We start from the raw sequence: 16,618 nt of genomic DNA on the forward strand, positions 1-16,618 counted from the left end.
AATTGCCGCGCCGATGATCCACACGATCGCAGGCGCGGCTAATCATTCCCCACCCATGAAATCAAAAATTGCCCTTTACACAATTCCTATTCTGTTTATTTTTGGATGGTGGTCCCTGGCTTTTTTTGATAAACACCCCTCGCGTCCAGAAAAGAATTTTTCTGCAATCAAACACCGAAAGGCATTTACGGTTCCTGAATTTTCCAGTTACCTTTCCTCTTTTTCAAGGGATGAAATCAAATCTGCCCTTAGCGGCGATATCGAGTTGATGACCCGGTTGATGAAAGAATGGGATGTCGACGCTCAAATTTTGGAAAGCCAGGGATTAATCGGTATTCGAAAACTCAATCGCAATGCATTTATCCGCAGCCAAATGATCGGCAGAAAAATCAAAGAAAAGGATCTTGAGCTAGAAAGCCAAGCCAGAAGCCTCATCATCTTTGATGATGAGGGAATCCCTTTCCAACCGTCCACAACACAACAGATTTTCCTTCCACAAACATTTGTCTCAGCCAGCTTCCTTCTTGCCCTTGCTTCTCCACAAGAGATTGCCGCTCTCCCCAAAGGAATGCGTGCACAAACCCACCTTTACCCTAAAGTATTGACAGATCAAATCCCCTTGGATACTGGCCGCACCAATTCTGAACAGCTCTATCGATTGCATCCTGGAACGGCTTTTGTCGCCGACTATTCCCATCCGGCAACACTTGAAATGCTTAAGAATCAAGGGATTTCCCTTTTCACGTTGAAAGAGATGAAAACCGTCGATCAAGTGGCAGATGCAATCGCTCGGATCGGCAATGTTGCCAACCACCCCCTCCAAGCAGAGGTGCTGTCTCTGTTCATCGAATCGGCAATGCTTGCGATCGATAACAGACTCATCGCACTTCTGCACGACATGGATCAGCATCATGAAAAGCCGCGTGTGATGTTTTTAAACCACTACGCGCAGTTTTCAGTTCCTACCGACCGCACCATTGCCGGCGATCTGCTTCATCGACTGCATAGGCTGCGTTATTCGCTAATCCCCCAGCAAGAGGTCGATGCCAAGTTTTGGTCAATTCCTATCGATCAGGAGCAAATCATCCATTTAAATCCCGATTTCTTAATCATCGCGACAAACGACCAAGAAAATTTAAAAAAAAATATCGAAAAAAATCCCGCTTTTGATGCAGTCAACGCTAAAGTCAATCAAAGAATCCACACCATTGATTATACAACTCAAGCGCCAACGCAATACATTGTGCTTACCTACTACGACATCGCTCAATCCTTGATGAGATACTGAAATGACACGCCGCTTTCAAAAAATAGTCTTCGTGTTAGCTTCCCTGCTTATGTTCGGCGGTGTGACGACCTTGCTAACCGGTGCTATTCCGTTAGAAGAGGTGTTGCAAGGAGCTGCCGATCGCTTATTCGGCCGTTCTCATGCATGGAGTCCCCTGTTGGACGAAAGGCTTCCGCGCCTTCTCGTCCTTATCTGTACCGGAGCGTCTTTAGCTGTATCCGGAGCCGTGTTGCAAGCGTTGTTTCATAACCCCTTGGCGTCGCCAAGCATCTTAGGGATGTCTTGCGGTGGAAGCTTGATGGTGACGCTTGCCTTCATGCTGCAATGGCAGACAAGATACCCCTATTCCATCCCTCTTGCTGCCATTATCGGTTGCCTGGCTACCCTTTTGGTTGTCTACGCTCTATCCAAGCGAAACGGAACCGTCCAAATTTCCACATTGATCCTTACAGGAATTGCAGTCTCGACTTTATTGTTAGCTGTTCAGGGAGCGATTACCTATGCTTTGAGAGATCATTGGCAACTGATTCAAACACTTACAGAATGGGAAGCGGGATCTACTGCCGATAGAAGTTGGAAGCATGTCCATATGCAAATGCCGATCACAATCGTTGGGCTTATCGGCTGCTGGGCCTATAGCAAAGAAATCAACATTTTAGCTCTTGGAGAGGAGGAGGCAAAAAACCTTGGTGTTGAAGTCGAAAAAGTGCGCTGGAGGCTGTTTTTATGTGTTGCTCTTCTCACCGGAGGCGCCTTGGCTGCTGTGGGACTGATCGCGTTTTTCGGACTTGTTCTTCCTCACGTCATCCGCAAGCTCTTCGGCACAGGCAGCCACAATTTCATCCAGTTGAATCTATTGGCTGGAAGCACAACCCTTGTACTCCTTGACTTATTGCTGCGCATCTTTGAAATTCACTCCTTTTCAATCGGAAACATCTCCACAATCCTCGGAGGTGTATTTTTTCTAACACTACTGATCAATATGGGTAAAGAGTCGGGAGATACGCGCTATGCTTGAGGCAAAAAACATTGCCTACTCCATAGATGGTAAAATGCTTGTGGAAAACATCAATTTATCTTTTTTTCCCGGGATTCTTTATGGAATTTTAGGTCCTAATGGATCGGGAAAATCTACTCTTTTAAAAACATTGAGCGGAATTTGGAATCCCACAAAAGGGATCGTCAAATGGAAGGGAAAACCTTTATTAGCCCGTTCCCGCAAACAGATCAGCAGTACGATCTCCTTAGTGCCTCAAAATCCTCAAGTGCATTTTGACTTTACTGTCGCAGAGATGGTTCGGATGGGAAGGTATCCTTATGGAAGCAAACACTGCGATGCAGAAATTGAAAAAGCTCTAAATACCGTCGATGCCTGGCACTTAAGAAAACGTTCAATTCTGCACCTTTCCCATGGAGAGCGCAAACGCGTCTACATCGCGCGAGCCCTGGTCACTGAATCTCCGATCCTTCTTTTAGATGAGCCTGAAGCCAGCTTGGACATTAAACACCAACTGGAGATTTGGAAGTTATTGAGAAAACTGGCAGAACAAGATAAGACAATTATTGTGACAAATCATGATTTAGCAGCCACACAAAGGTTTTGCGACGAGGTTGCAATTTTGAACCAAGGACGCTGTGTCTGCCATGGACAGTTCGATCAAGTGATGACTCCTCAACGCCTTCTTGAAGTCTTTGGAGTTGTGGAATCTGCAAACTTTCGTCCGATAACATTTGAAACACCCTCTTAATTTGGATTTTTATTCAACTTCTGTTATAGCGGTCATTATTGGAAAATGATCGGTATATCTGCGAAAAACTTAAAACAGAAGAACATGATGACAGACTCAGTACAAGCAATCAGTTACAGAACCCCTTATCTTGACGAAAACGTCATCCATTGCAAACTTTTATCTCCACGTATTTTTCAAGGCGCTCAACATCTTTTTGCCTCAATGTCGAAAATTCAATTGGAAAAAAGCTGGCAAAAAACATCCTTTAAAATTTTCACTAGAATTTTCCTCGCTTCTTCCTATCTTTTAACAATCCAGATTTCCTTGATTGAAGGAGCTGTATCCGGAATTTTTTGCATGATTGGCGCCTTTTCGCAATTAATCATCTTCCGGGAAAGCGCTGCCATTGAAAAATACAGCGCCAAAGCTCTGGCATGCAGCTTGCACAGTCTGGCAACTCTCTCGATTTCAATTCCCTCTCTTATCTTCATTCTTGACAAAGAAAAAGAGTGGGCCGCTCCTAAAAAACACACAGTGATTTCCATGCTAAGCGGCACAGCTTACCTATCCTCAGCTGCATTGGCACAATTATTTTGCACCACTCTGTTCAATTCGATCAAAGGAAAGAAGGATGGCTCGCCTTTAGCTAGAAGCAATCAAGCAATCATTGAAGGAACACCCATTGCTTTTGCAAACATCACCAGATCTCTGGAAAGAGAATATTCAATGCTTGGCAATCAAGAAGCTTGTGATACCGCAAAATACGCCAGAGATTACATCGCTGCCCATCCTCCCTCAAACAGAAACTGGTTAAACAATTTCAACCTTGATGAGTTCATCTGTGATCATGTCCTTTCAGGTTTATCCGGCCTTGTCGACCAGTACATGCAGCAAAATCACTTCATCGAATCAAACTTGATTTTAGAAACAGAAACTCATGAAGTGATCCTTGCCCAATTCAATGAGGCTGAAACAAAATATCACGAACACCTGAAAACTTGTGTCAAAGAAGCTGTAAAAAAGATGCATGAACATCAGTGGGCAAAATATCTTGACATCGCCAACAGTTTTGAAGAAGGTTGGGAAAATTTAGAAAATTATATGGCAGACTGTACAATTCCCCTTTCAAACATTGCTCAACTTATTGAGATCGAAGGGGAAAATCGTTGTCCTAAAAAATTTTCCTTTGAGAAACTAAAGCCGCATAACCAAAGAAAAACTCAAATCGATGAGATTAAATTTTTATTAAATACATTGACATCTGAAGATAGAGAATTATTAATTGAACGCCTCATTAAAACTAGCCTCTTCGAATTAGGCTCGCGTAATTATCAAAACGAGGCGGTTGTTGACCAAATTTATCAGAAAATTTTTATCCTCGCAGGAAATCTCCATCAAGGAACGTTACTCACCCTTCCCACTATTGATACCAACACATTTGAAGGCAGTGGGCATAATTATTTTTGCGATTGTTGGGGGGAAGGCATCAAGGAATGCTTAGTGAGTAGAGAAGATTAGCTTCCTCTACTCACTAGAGTGTGTCGTCAATCAGGCAATTTTCCTTTTATTTAGTACGGTTTTTGGACGCTTAAATTCAACCACTCGCTCTTCCTTCGATAGGAGACCGGTATTTTTTTTTGTTTCCTCCTTTCTAGCAGATTGAATCACTTTCTTTTGCAGATGTTTGAGATGGTTCTTAGCGTCTTTCATATGAATCCTCCTTGAGGTTTTTAGATATACTGAAATGAATTCGTCCATAAAAATTGGTAGACAAACAAACCGATTGCTAATTTTTTGTTATTGAAATACATAAGAACATGTTGTATGTGGAATTTACATACCCTCATACCACAATGATAACAAATTATTTAAAAAACTTCAACGATCGTCAACAGCCTATCTCATAATGACGTATCCAGTCATTGATCGCATGCTTATTAGAAAAAAGCTCTATTTTAAAGCGTTTATAGACCCATCCGGCAAGATTTTTGAGATTTCCTTTCATATTCACAAAGTTGATTGTAATCTTCTGAAACTCTTCGGAAGGCAATCTTTCTTTGAAAAAACGGGAAGCTGTATACAAAGCATCAGCATCTGGAAGATAATATCCTGAGTGATTGATCATCTTTTTAACTTTTCCCCCTTCATCAACCACTAACAACCCAGCAGAATCAACCTTTTCCCCTGAGAAAAAGCTCGAATGTTGAACAACTCCGCTACCTGTAGATCCCTTGGGATGGCAATACAGAGCATTATCCTTAATCACAAAATAATACTCTCCTTCAGGCATTAGTCGAACCCCACCATCATGATCCAACCCTATCTGCTTCAAAACGCCATCTTCAATTTGAACTTGAGTTTGAATGCGCTCATCTTCAGAAAGATAACGCACTTGATGAGCTTTGCAACACTCAAAAAATTTAGGATTCTCCTTAAATTTATCCGAGATATACTTCTCAAATCGTACCAGCTTGGCAGATTCACTTTTCCGCCAAACTTTAAATTCCTTTTTTAGAATATCGCGAAAATGATAAGTCTTCTGATTATGTAAAATAGGAAGAGCTTCAAATGTGTACGACGGATTAAGATGCAAAGAGGAAAAAGCTGCATTTCGCTTTTCTTGAATTGCTTGCGCACATTTCATGGCTTTCTCAACAGCTTCTAACATCTCACGCTTCGTCTCTTTATAAGTCTCCTCATCCATATCATCACGATGTGTGAGATCTCCTAAGTCAATGAGATGAATATCAACGTCATGCAAGCTTTGGCCATCAACTTTTTTAACTGTAGGAACAAACAACAAACTACTATCAAATGCGATAAAATTATTTTCTTCTAAAGTTGATCTAATTTTTTTAATTCTATCGATGGCCGTTGCAAGATTTTCATCGTTCAAACGTTGAAACTGCTTTTTCATTTCTGATTTAGTGTTAATGATCGCACAAATACGATTCCAAATACTTTTAATAATATAAATAATTTTAAATGATGATTTGCAACATTTTTGATAAACAAACGGAAAATCCGATAATGAAAAAAATATTTTCTTAAAAAAACGATTGGAAACAAATTCTGTTTTACTTGCTGTATTCATGTAGTGCGTTGAAAATTTAAAGTCCTGAATTTTCGCTCCAACATCTAAACGTTTTCCATCTTCAAATTTTTTTTGTGCAATTTTTTAAAATCAGATAATAGTTCCTACCCTCAAGATCTTGCCCCTTGAGACTCTCAACAGCTTGCTTGTCTAGAAAATTTTCCTCATCACTATCATAAACACCAATAAATTCAGGAAGGACAGAGGTTAAAGAAGATTTTTCTTCATATAAATTCATATATGTAAGAGCTTCTCTAAAACAATCATTTATTTTTTTTGCTCTACATTCAATAATATTTTCTTTATAATCTTTATGAACAAGTCGAAAATCAAGTTGCTCGTTAGAGCCTGCCTCTTTCATAACAGACGCATTCATTTCCATAGAGGAAAAAGTAACATTGTAATCTTCTAATTTTAATGACATACTCATGAATAAAAATAATTTATTTACCTATAAAATTATCAGAAATATGTAAAGAAAGGATAAATAATGAAATATTTAAAAATTAATTGGGTACGATAATAGGGTGTGCCGTCGATTTTTACCTTGACAGGATCATTTGGAAGACGAGGCAAACTGGACACAGTGACGAGTCTGAAAGTGATTTTCTCAAGATAAAAAAGGTTGCAAGATGCATGTTTAGCTAATTGACGACACGCTCTAGTATTGATTAAAGAGCGTATCGATGTCTATTAAACCGCTTTTCTGAAGCATAATGATGCCGATTGCCAATGGCGCCACCCATCTGATAAAAAAGAGCCACGGCTTAAACAGCCAGGGAAGAGTCGTTCCAGAGATAAACTCCTCCTCCGCTATCTCTTTTTTTAGAAACCATCCAGTATAAACTGCGATCAAAAATCCGCCGACGGGAAGGAGCCATACAGACACAAGATCGTCAAAAGTCATAAAGAAAGATTTGCCATAGAGTTTTGTCCAATTAGCAAATAACATATCCGAGTTCGATAAAGCACTGGGAATGCCGAAAATAAAGATTGAAACCCCGACAACCAAAACCGATTGGCGGCGCGACCACCCCATGAGATCCATAAAATTTGCCACAACCACCTCGACGAGTGCAACAGCAGAGGTAAGCGCAGTAAACACAAAAAGAGTAAAAAATGTTGTGGAAATGAGCAAAGATCCAGGCAGCTGGGCAAAAAGAACAGGCAACGTCTTAAATACCAGTCCCGGGCCCGATTGAGGAGCAAAGCCAAAGGTAAAAATAATTGGAAAGATCATCAAACCCGCTAACAAAGAAATCAGCAAGATCATCCCCCCGATAATTCCACTTGTTTTTGGAATGTCCTCAGACCTGCGCATGTAGCTGCCATAAGTCAGCATAATCCCTTGACCAAGGCTCAGAGTAAAAAATGAAAGACCCAAAGCCTCCAGCGCCGAAGAGGGCTTAAACTCTTTAAAATCTGGCTTTAACAAAAAAGAAACCGCTTCGGAAAACCCCTCGAGCGTAAAACTGTAGACCGTAAGACAGACAAGCAGGATCAGCAAACTGGTCGTCATGAATTTGCTCCAATATTCAATCCCATGCCTAATTCCGGGATAAACGACAGCCATCGTGATCGAGAGGAACACAAAATGCCAAAATAGTGTGATATCACCAGAAGCTGCTAACACATCAAAAGCTTGAGAAATCTCTTGAGACGACCGCCCTTGATAAAACTGGCTAAGGGACATAAAGACATAGTTCAATCCCCATCCAGCAACCACGCTATAATAAGACATCATGACGAATGAAGCAATGACTCCCAACCAACCCGGCAGCTTCCAAAAAGAGGAGTGGTGAGCAAGCTTATCAAAGACTCCGACTGCCCCTCTTTGCGCTTTTCTCCCCAGAATCAGTTCGGCAACAAAAACCGGGATGCCGACAAACGCAACGCAAAAAAGATAAATGAGAAAAAATAAACCTCCCCCATTCTCCCCCGTTACATAGGGAAATTTCCAAAGCGTTCCCAATCCAATGGCAGAGCCTGCGGCAGCCAAAATAAAACCTAAATGGGAGCTCCAATGTTCGCGTTGCTTCTGCATAAAAAAAACTGCATGATGGTGTATTGCGAAGACAGTCTAACATGTCGAGATGTTTCTTGACAAATGGACAGTCCCTAAACTACTCTTAGCAGCGAAGTCAATCCACTCGGAATATTAAAGACGGATGCAAATTTTATTCGCAAATTTATTCATTGAAGCAGCAGTCGTCGGCGGCGTCTGCATCGTGTTTCTCATCCTCATGGTAATCGCAGGCATCAAACAAATTTTAGAAGACCGTGAAGAATAATCCCTCTCCACCACAAACATACTTTGTCGGTTCCGGCAAGGGAGGCGTCGGAAAATCTACAGTAACGGTTAATTTAGCCGTTGCTCTCGCTGGGCAAGGGCTCAAAGTAGGGATTTTGGACGCGGATGTCTATGGCCCCTCCATTCCGATCATGATGGGCCTTAGAAGGCTGTCGCCAAGAGTGCAAGAAGACGGCGACGGCAGGGAACAGGTCATCCCTTTTACGAAGTTTGGCATTCAAGTGATCTCTTTGGGCTTTTTCATTGAGGAAGCGCGTTCCGTTGTTTGGCGGGGGCCGATGCTTCACTCGACGCTGCAAAAAATGCTGCAAGATGCCGCATGGGGTGAGCTGGACTTCCTTCTGATCGACCTCCCTCCAGGCACAGGCGATGTACCGCTATCGCTGTCTCAACTCCTCCCAATTCAAGGAGCTTTAATCGTAACCACTCCTCAAGAAGTCGCCATGCTAGACGCCATCAAAGCGATCAACGCCTTTTCTCAGCTTAATATTCCTTTGATCGGCATTATTGAAAACATGGCGGGATTCACCCCTTCCGGCTCCCAAACAACCTATCCCATTTTTGGAGAAGGAAAAGGTGCAGAGCTTGCAAAACGTTTTGAGACAACGCTTTTACATAGTATTCCCCTTATCCCGGAAATCAGAAGAGGAGGCGACGAAGGCTACCCCTCTGCAGCACATTTAGGGGACGAGCAGTGCGGCCGCCATTTCCATCAACTCGCAGAATCTTTCCTCAATCAATGCAAATAAAAACAACAACACAAAAGAATTTAAAGACTTGGCTGGATGCCGATATTGCTCCTGAAATAAAAAAAGAGCTTAAGCGATTAATCAAAGAACATCCGAACGAAATCGAAGAAGGGTTTTATACACGGCTAACCTTTGGAACAGGCGGCCTAAGAGCGGTAATGGGACTTGGCACCAACCGCATGAACATCTACACTGTTGGAATGGCTACTCAAGGATTGGCCAATTACATGAAGCGTGTTGAGAGCAAAAAGCGCGTCTTCATCAGCTACGATTGCCGGAACAACTCGCGCCTGTTTGCAGAGCGCACTGCAAAAGTTCTGGCAGGCAATGGCATCGAAGCCATCCTGACAAAAGAGCTGCGCCCCACTCCTTACGTCTCTTTTGGCTGCCGTTTTTTAAACTGTGGCGCAGGCGTGATGATCACAGCCTCCCACAATCCTCCGGAATACAATGGGTACAAAGTCTACTGGAAAGATGGAGGACAGGTGGTAGCTCCGCACGATGCAGGAATCATTCAAGAAGTGAATCGCATCTCATCCCTTGATGAGGTCCATGCAGTCGAAGACCTTAAACACCCGTTCATCAAAGAAGTGTTGAAAGAGGTCGACACCGCTTATCTCGATACAATCGCTGCCATGCAACTGACTCCGGACACAAACCGGAAGTTCGGCAAACAGATCCATATCGTCTATTCCAATTTACATGGAACAGGAATCACCTTAATGCCTCGCGCAATGGAACGGTGGGGCTTTACTAGAGTTTCAACAGTGGAGGAGCAGGATGCGCCTGACGGCAGCTTTCCCACTGCTCGCAGCCCCAATCCGGAAGAAAAAAAAGCACTTGAATCCGGGTTAAAAAAACTCAAAGAGGTTGAAGGAGATCTTCTCATCGCGACAGATCCGGATGCTGACCGCGTCGGTCTTGCTGTTAGGCATCAGGGAAAAACACATCTTTTAAATGGCAATCAAGTCGCTTGCCTTCTGCTTAACCATATCTGCAAAGCCGAAAAAAAACTTCCAGACAATGCAGCTTTTGTCAAAACAATCGGCACAACCGAACTTTTCAGATCGATTGCCGAGGCACATGGAGGCGCATGCATCGAGGTGCTGACAGGGTTTAAATACATTGCCGAAAAAATCGAGCAATGGGAAAACACCCCTCAAGGAATGCAATTCATTTTTGGAGGTGAAGAATCATATGGCTACCTTTTTGGGACACACTCTCACGACAAAGACGCGGTCATCTCGTCTACCTTAATTGCCGAAGCCGCTTTGGCTGCCAAGTTGGAAGGGAAAACGCTCATCGATCAGCTGCATGCATTGTGGAAAACTTACGGTATTCATGTCGAGAAACTCTCCACGTTCACTTTCCCAGAAACCAAAGAAGGAAGGGAAAAAATGGAAAGCGGGATGCATAAAATCAAGCATTCCCCTCCAAAAACACTCAACGGCATTATCGTCAAAACCATTGAGAACTATCAAACATCGACAAAAACCAACCTGAGCACTGGATCGAAAGAACCACTTTCGCTTCCAAAGTCAGAGACTTTGCGGCTTTGGCTGGAAGATGGCAGCAAAGTGATGGTCAGACCTTCCGGTACTGAGCCTAAAGTCAAGTTTTACTGCGGTGTGAAAAGCGATTCATTCCACTCCATTGACGACGGAGTGGCCAAGCTGGAACTGCATGCGCAGCATTTGCTCGATTCCCTTAAGAATCTTTTTTAGCCCGCACTCTTTTTCTATTTCTTGGCTTTGACTCAGGTACTCTTTCTGGAGGGGGATGACCGATCCATTGCGGCTTTTTCTTTAAAAATTTCAAGACTTTACCCAATACTCCAAGATCACGCTTTGTGACCAATGTAACGACCATCCCTTGTTTATCAAATCGACCTGTTCTGCCGGAACGGTGAACGTAAATATCGGGATCATCCGACATTTCATACATAAACACATGAGAAACCTCGGAAAAATCCAGCCCTCTTGCCGCCACATCAGTTGCAACTAAATGCTGAATCTTTCCTCCACGAAATTTTCTCGTGACAATCCGCCTCACATCCTGGCTCAAGGCGCCATGGAGAAAATCGACCCCTTTCACGCTTTTTTGCAGAGATTTCGCAAGAGATTCCACTTGAAATCTCGTCCTTCCAAAAATAATGCTCTGTACAGGCTGGCACTCGTTCAACAGTTGAATTAAAGAAGCATCCCTTTGATCCGGCCGGCAGTATAAAAACCGATGTTCAATCGAACTAGGCCCCTGTTTTTTTTGGGTGAGCAGAATGTCAACGGGATCTTTCATGTGCCCTTCTGCAATGCGGCGGATCTCTTTGGGCATTGTTGCGGAGAAAAGGAGGATCTGATGTTCTTGGACAAGGCAATTAATGATAAATTCCAAATCCTCATAAAATCCCATGCTGAGCATTTCATCGGCTTCATCCAAAGCTAAAATAAAGACTTGAGATAAATCGATACGGCGGGAGTAGATAAAGTCGATCAGACGGCCGGGCGTGGCAATCAGGACATGGACTCGATGTCCGATTTTTGCTTCCTGAATATCTGCATCCTCTCCTCCATAAATCGCAAAAGCATGCACTCCCCTCTTTTTTCCGATTTTCTGCGTTTCTGTTGCATACTGAAGAGCAAGCTCCCGCGTTGGGACGATCACCAATGCCTGAATGGCGTCTTTACTAGTATCCACCATGTGGCATAAGGGGATTGCGCAAGCGGCAGTCTTTCCTGAACCTGTTTGGGCTAAAGCAACGACATCTCTTTTGTTGAGAATTTCGGGAATTGCTTTTGTCTGGATTTCGGAAGGCTCCAGATACTTCATTTCCCTAAGAGATTCAATGATCTTAGGGTCTAAATTGAAGTCGTTGAATGTCAAAGTGTTGATTTCCAATTTTTGAGCACGCTCATTTCAATGCCATTCTATCAAAATTTCCCTTTTCAACCAAGAAGGATTACATAATGTAATAAGCATTTCTTTTATTTAAAAAATATATTAAAATAAATTTGAAAAAGAAAGAGGTTGATCATGGTTCAATTCAATAACATTCAAAAAGCTCTTCATCATCAAATAGGGCAATCAGGCATTACTGTCGGAGATTGCCTGCACGTCATTGGCTCTAATTTTCTAGGTAGGACAATCACTCAATTATCGCTCTTATTCCAAGGCAAAGGATGGGTTAACGAAAAGCAAGCTCTTCAAAAGATTCAAAGTTTGGATTCTATAAGCCGGCAATCCATCCATTCCATCAGTGGACAAATCGTTCTCTCTCTAGAAGATGGCTATCTAAAAAATCGTTTAAATGATGACAACCCTCTTAGAGGCGATCAAAAAAAAATATCTCGAAAAGAAGAAAAGCAACTTTTAAAAGATTTAGAGCTACCTACAGACCAAACCATTCGAGAAATAATAAAAGAAATGAAGCTTTTGTCAGAATTAACCGAGTTAAAATACGAAGGCTGGTAGCTATTTCAATAAAAATTTAAACATTTCTTTTTAATTGATCTTAATCTATAATGGTCACTGAATACCGAGGCATTTTTAATGGTTAACTTCCAAAATATTCAAGAAGCATTAAATTTTCCCTTAGGTCAAATCAAAGGCGCCAAAGTTGAAGTGACCATTGGCGACTATCTCGATGTCATCGATTCTTCAAATGCCTTTACCAGGCTATTGACTCAAGTTTCTCTTTACATCCAGGGCAAAGGCTGGATTACCCAAGCCACAGCAGAAGAAATGATCAAATCTGTTGATCTGGAAACGCTGAACGCCATCACAAACATTTGCAAAAAAGTGATCACCAGGCTTTCCGAAGTCAATCTGATGAAAAAGGACTCTATCGGGTTCAAACTATCAAAAGTTGACGAACAGACGGTGTTAAAAGGGATCAAATCTCTTGGTGATCACCACATCGATAGATCGGTTCAAACAGTAATTCAAGAGATGCAGCTGTTGAGAGGGTGGGTAGGCGCAGAGAGGGTCAACCGCCATCAACATCTTGTGCAGCTCATGGGGCACTGGAATGTGGATCACTTTGAAATGATCAGAGAAGACGGCAAGCTTAAAAGCATTTTTTTGCTATTTGTCAACTGGGCAAATCAATGGGGCTTTGAACATCCTCCCGGCACCTTGGGAGAAGCGGTGAAATATTTGAACAACAACCAATCCAACAAACATTACATCGACGGAAACTTTGACATGAGCACATTCGATACCTCGCAGCTGGCAACTAGAGCCTCTATTTTAACGCTTATCTCGGGTTTCAAAGAGTGGTTAGCCTGGAGTTTGGAAACCGGAAAATTCAATGAAAGCAAAAAACAAGAAATCATTGACAGCCTCTGCAAAATCAACCCGGGAAATCAAGATCAAATCCGCAAAGCATCGGCAGACCTTCCTTCTTCTAAAGACTGAGGTCCAATCTTCCTTCAACCTCTTTTCTCATTCCTTTTGCCAAAAGAGGTTTCGGAATCCATCGACTTAATGCTAGTCCTAAACGATACTTCCAATTGAAAATGTGAACACGTTTGCGCTTTTGAATCTGCCGCCAGATCTCCTTGGCGGCATACTCCACGCCCATCGACCTGCCAGAAGGTTTTTGATGCTCATTTCCCGATGCTCGATAGCGGAAATGGGTATCCACCATGCCTGGGCAGCTTGTCAACACTCTCACCCCTAACGGCGCAACCTCAAAGTCAAAAGATTCCGAAAAATGGGTCACAAAACTCTTGCTTGCAGCATAGATGGAAAAAGTGGGAAAAATTTTCATCTCGCCCGCAACCGAGGAAACATTGAGAATCACCCCCTGCATGCCTGCTCCGATCAAAGTACGGGCGCCTTCGACCGTTAATTCCATCAACGCTTTCACATTCACATCGATCATTTCCTGCAACTGTTCAGTCTGGTAGGTCAGAAGATCGCCGTAAAGTCCGAATCCCGCATTATTCACAATAAGATCCGGTTTTCTGGATTTGACCGCTTTGACCAAGCTAATCAGCTGACCCGGATGCGAGAGATCACAGGTGATCACCTCAACAGGAACAAGCGGAGAGAGATCTTTTGCCAGCGAATGCAACCGTTCTGCAGAGCGCGCAACAAGGATTAAAGGGATCCCTTTTTCAGCGAAAAGACGCGCAAGCGCTTCTCCGATCCCATAGCTTGCGCCCGTAATAAGCGCTGTCTTAAAATTCATTGACTTCACTTTTCAACGTCTCCTCTCCAATTTCCCGAGTCGGGTATTTTACCCTTGAATGGCCGTAAGCGACAAGCGTCTTTACCAACGTTTCCTTAACAGTTGCTAATTCCTGAAGAGTCAAGCATGTATGATCAAACTGCCCCTCCTCCGATTTTTCCTTGATGATCCGGGAAGTCAACTCCCAGACGGTCTCTTTATTGAACTCATCAAGAGAGCGGGAGGCCGATTCAAGGGAATCTGCAATCATGATAATTGCAGATTCTTTACTCCGCGGTTCGGGGCCGGAATAACGGAAATCGCCAAGATTCACAACCTCGGCACCCTCCTGGTTCATTTTCAGCATTTTTCGATAGAAAAAGTAGACAAGCGTTGTTCCATGATGTTCTTTGATGACATCGATAAACTGCTCCGGCAAATTCGCTTTACGAGCCATCGCAACCCCTTCTGAAACGTGGGCAATGATCACCTGTGCAGACTCTTGGGGAGTCAGCAGCTGGTGGATATTCATCCCTTCCCCGTGCTGATTTTCAGAAAAATACTGAGGTGTCGCCATTTTTCCTATATCGTGATAGAGCGTTGCAACCCGGCAGAAAAGGCCATTGGCGCCAATCGCAAGCGCTGCCGCCTCAGCAAGATTTCCTACAACAACGCTATGCTGGTAGGTTCCCGGAGCCTCAATGCTCAACCTTCTCAACAGATCGTGATTAGGATCCATAAACTCCATCAACGTAACGTCTGTCATAATCTTGAAACCGCTTTCTAAAAGCGGCAGCAGACCAACCACCAAAACTGCCGTCAGCAGCATAAACCCGCCAGCACTAAAAATATCGACCCAAAACCCATTCCAATCCGTAGATTGGTACAAGTGCATGGAAATGATCACGACCATACTGCAAAGCCACGCCTTGCCGCAAACAACGAACACCTCGCGCCTTTGCCTTAAACCTTTTGCGCTTAGAATGGCAATAAGCGCCGTTGCCAAGTTGAGAATCATAAATCCCTGTCTTTCAAATGCAAGCCCCATCATTAAAATGATCGTAAGAAAAGCGCTCGTAAATGTGGCAATGGCGGGATTGAGCAAACTGCACAAAAGAATAGCCGAAAACGGCACGAACAGCGGATAGCGGATCACTTCGATCAGATTGCTCTTATTTGTCAAAAAGAAAAATTCGACCGACTTTGCAATGATAAAAGTTAACACAATCACTGTCACAATTAAAAAAAGCTTCCGATTGGAAGCCATGATTTCGGGGTAGTGGACATGGACAAAAGCTGCACAAATCGCCGTTAACAGAAGAGACAGCATCAAGCTTCCGGCAAGAGTTGAGGGATGCCAAAGATTCCTCTGCTCGTTCATTGCATTTTTCATCGCCTGCAAGATGGCAACATGCCTGGAAGTCACCCGATCTCCCTGATCAATGATTCGACTGCCAGCACTGATCTTGGTATACTTTTCCGGAACGCTTTTTTGAATACGGGTCCTTACCGCTCTTTGCTGAGGAATATCTTCAATAAGTTCCCATGTCCTTTTCTTAAAATAGTCGATGATAAAATCATCGGTATCCGAATGGAATTTCTCAGGAGGAAACGCCATTTGAGCAGCCAGATGCCACGTACTTTTCGGCAATGAAACCGGCGCATCCGTCTGAAGGGGAGTATAAATGATATAGCTACTTGTCGGCAGACTCAATTCATTCATTTTTTGCAAAGTACGGGAATCTGTAAATCTGATCGAAACAAGCGCTCTGTCAAGCGCATCAGCTCCCTTATACATTTCGTCGAACGCGGTATCTCCAAGCTCTAACCTCCAACTTTCATCTTTGATCAGAAAATTTTCAAACTCTCCCCTTACCAGTTTGATCTGCTTGTCGGATATCTCATAAATCTTGCCAATGTCCCGGACAGCTTCCTGCCTTAAAATAATCGTTGCCTCTTCATCATAAAACTCCAAGTCGGTTTGTGCAACGATATAGCTTGGAGCAATGCTGCCTAACTCGAGAACCTCGACCCGCACCTCTCTAAAGTGCAAGATCGAGAACAAGGACAGGGCAAAAATAACTCCGATGATGAGTTTGATTCCCAGACTTTTGTCAAAGTAGCCTTGTTCATTGGAAAATTTAAATTCGGAAGCATCCGTGTTTTCGTTTTGAGAGGTCATGAACCTATCCGTTACTTGCTAATGGTTCAGGTTTTTTCATTTTTTGAGAGATTTCTTTGTCATTTTTCTTGCCAAATCTGCTCAAGTTTGCCTT

The 16,618-nt window shown here is 43.0% G+C and carries 16 protein-coding genes; 9 read left to right on the forward strand and 7 right to left on the reverse strand.

The window, feature by feature from the left end; all coding sequences use genetic code 11:
- Positions 1 to 55 precede the first annotated feature (55 nt).
- The 4 genes from WCW_RS06755 (at position 56) to WCW_RS06770 (ending at position 4,536) form a co-directional block, all read left to right on the forward strand.
- Positions 56 to 1,288 carry an ABC transporter substrate-binding protein gene (locus WCW_RS06755; RefSeq protein ID WP_162268160.1) on the forward strand — a complete coding sequence of 411 codons (1,233 nt, stop codon included), beginning with the start codon at positions 56 to 58 and terminating at the stop codon, positions 1,286 to 1,288.
- A 1-nt stretch (position 1,289) separates the two neighbouring features.
- Positions 1,290 to 2,306: a FecCD family ABC transporter permease gene (locus WCW_RS06760; RefSeq protein WP_013182459.1), complete on the forward strand. Its 1,017-nt coding sequence runs from the start codon at positions 1,290 to 1,292 to the stop codon at positions 2,304 to 2,306.
- Positions 2,299 to 3,036, forward strand: a complete 738-nt coding sequence (locus tag WCW_RS06765; RefSeq protein ID WP_013182460.1) for an ABC transporter ATP-binding protein — start codon at positions 2,299 to 2,301, stop codon at positions 3,034 to 3,036. Before WCW_RS06760 ends, WCW_RS06765 begins: the two co-directional genes overlap by 8 nt.
- Before the next feature lie 84 nt (positions 3,037 to 3,120).
- A complete protein-coding gene (locus tag WCW_RS06770; RefSeq protein WP_143876366.1) occupies positions 3,121 to 4,536 on the forward strand; it encodes a hypothetical protein in 1,416 nt (471 codons plus the stop codon).
- A gap of 30 nt (positions 4,537 to 4,566) precedes the next feature.
- Here WCW_RS06770 and WCW_RS10285 read toward each other — a convergent pair whose 3' ends face one another.
- The 4 genes from WCW_RS10285 to WCW_RS06785 form a co-directional block, all read right to left on the reverse strand.
- Positions 4,567 to 4,728 carry a hypothetical protein gene (locus WCW_RS10285; RefSeq protein WP_013182462.1) on the reverse strand — a complete coding sequence of 54 codons (162 nt, stop codon included), beginning with the start codon at positions 4,726 to 4,728 and terminating at the stop codon, positions 4,567 to 4,569.
- A 178-nt stretch (positions 4,729 to 4,906) separates the two neighbouring features.
- A complete protein-coding gene (locus WCW_RS06775; protein WP_143876367.1) occupies positions 4,907 to 5,935 on the reverse strand; it encodes an inositol polyphosphate kinase family protein in 1,029 nt (342 codons plus the stop codon).
- A gap of 238 nt (positions 5,936 to 6,173) precedes the next feature.
- On the reverse strand, positions 6,174 to 6,536 hold the full coding sequence (locus WCW_RS06780; protein WP_041941575.1) for a hypothetical protein: 363 nt from the start codon (positions 6,534 to 6,536) through the stop codon (positions 6,174 to 6,176).
- A gap of 237 nt (positions 6,537 to 6,773) precedes the next feature.
- Positions 6,774 to 8,156, reverse strand: coding sequence for a sodium-dependent transporter (locus WCW_RS06785; protein ID WP_013182466.1), 1,383 nt, complete (start codon positions 8,154 to 8,156; stop codon positions 6,774 to 6,776).
- A gap of 124 nt (positions 8,157 to 8,280) precedes the next feature.
- Here WCW_RS06785 and WCW_RS10475 point away from each other — a divergent pair, with 124 nt between their 5' ends.
- The 3 genes from WCW_RS10475 to WCW_RS06795 are packed head-to-tail and all read left to right on the forward strand — an operon-like array spanning position 8,281 to position 10,896.
- Positions 8,281 to 8,403: a hypothetical protein gene (locus WCW_RS10475; protein ID WP_013182467.1), complete on the forward strand. Its 123-nt coding sequence runs from the start codon at positions 8,281 to 8,283 to the stop codon at positions 8,401 to 8,403.
- The gene (locus WCW_RS06790) at positions 8,393 to 9,172 is read left to right on the forward strand and encodes an Mrp/NBP35 family ATP-binding protein (RefSeq protein WP_013182468.1); all 780 of its coding nucleotides are present in this window, start codon (positions 8,393 to 8,395) and stop codon (positions 9,170 to 9,172) included. The genes WCW_RS10475 and WCW_RS06790 overlap by 11 nt, the downstream gene beginning before the upstream one ends.
- The gene (locus WCW_RS06795; RefSeq protein WP_013182469.1) at positions 9,163 to 10,896 is read left to right on the forward strand and encodes a phospho-sugar mutase; all 1,734 of its coding nucleotides are present in this window, start codon (positions 9,163 to 9,165) and stop codon (positions 10,894 to 10,896) included. The genes WCW_RS06790 and WCW_RS06795 overlap by 10 nt, the downstream gene beginning before the upstream one ends.
- On the opposite strand, the gene WCW_RS06800 is transcribed toward WCW_RS06795, so the two are convergent.
- Positions 10,880 to 12,067: a DEAD/DEAH box helicase gene (locus WCW_RS06800; RefSeq protein ID WP_013182470.1), complete on the reverse strand. Its 1,188-nt coding sequence runs from the start codon at positions 12,065 to 12,067 to the stop codon at positions 10,880 to 10,882. The genes WCW_RS06795 and WCW_RS06800 overlap by 17 nt on opposite strands.
- A 135-nt stretch (positions 12,068 to 12,202) precedes the next feature.
- Between WCW_RS06800 and WCW_RS06805 the strand changes: the two genes are divergently transcribed.
- Together WCW_RS06805 and WCW_RS06810 are read left to right on the forward strand one after the other, a co-directional pair.
- A complete protein-coding gene (locus WCW_RS06805; protein WP_013182471.1) occupies positions 12,203 to 12,640 on the forward strand; it encodes a hypothetical protein in 438 nt (145 codons plus the stop codon).
- 78 nt (positions 12,641 to 12,718) lie between these two features.
- Positions 12,719 to 13,585 (forward strand): hypothetical protein, encoded by an 867-nt coding sequence (locus tag WCW_RS06810; RefSeq protein WP_013182472.1) that lies wholly within the window; start codon positions 12,719 to 12,721, stop codon positions 13,583 to 13,585.
- Here WCW_RS06810 and WCW_RS06815 read toward each other — a convergent pair.
- Together WCW_RS06815 and WCW_RS06820 are read right to left on the reverse strand one after the other, a co-directional pair.
- On the reverse strand, positions 13,575 to 14,363 hold the full coding sequence (locus WCW_RS06815) for an SDR family NAD(P)-dependent oxidoreductase (protein ID WP_013182473.1): 789 nt from the start codon (positions 14,361 to 14,363) through the stop codon (positions 13,575 to 13,577). The two genes, WCW_RS06810 and WCW_RS06815, sit on opposite strands and share 11 nt — an antisense overlap.
- Positions 14,353 to 16,524: an HD family phosphohydrolase gene (locus WCW_RS06820; RefSeq protein WP_013182474.1), complete on the reverse strand. Its 2,172-nt coding sequence runs from the start codon at positions 16,522 to 16,524 to the stop codon at positions 14,353 to 14,355. The genes WCW_RS06815 and WCW_RS06820 overlap by 11 nt, the downstream gene beginning before the upstream one ends.
- Positions 16,525 to 16,618: the final 94 nt, after the last annotated feature.

This window comes from Waddlia chondrophila WSU 86-1044, assembly GCF_000092785.1.
Taxonomy (GTDB): Bacteria; Chlamydiota; Chlamydiia; order Chlamydiales; family Waddliaceae; genus Waddlia; species Waddlia chondrophila.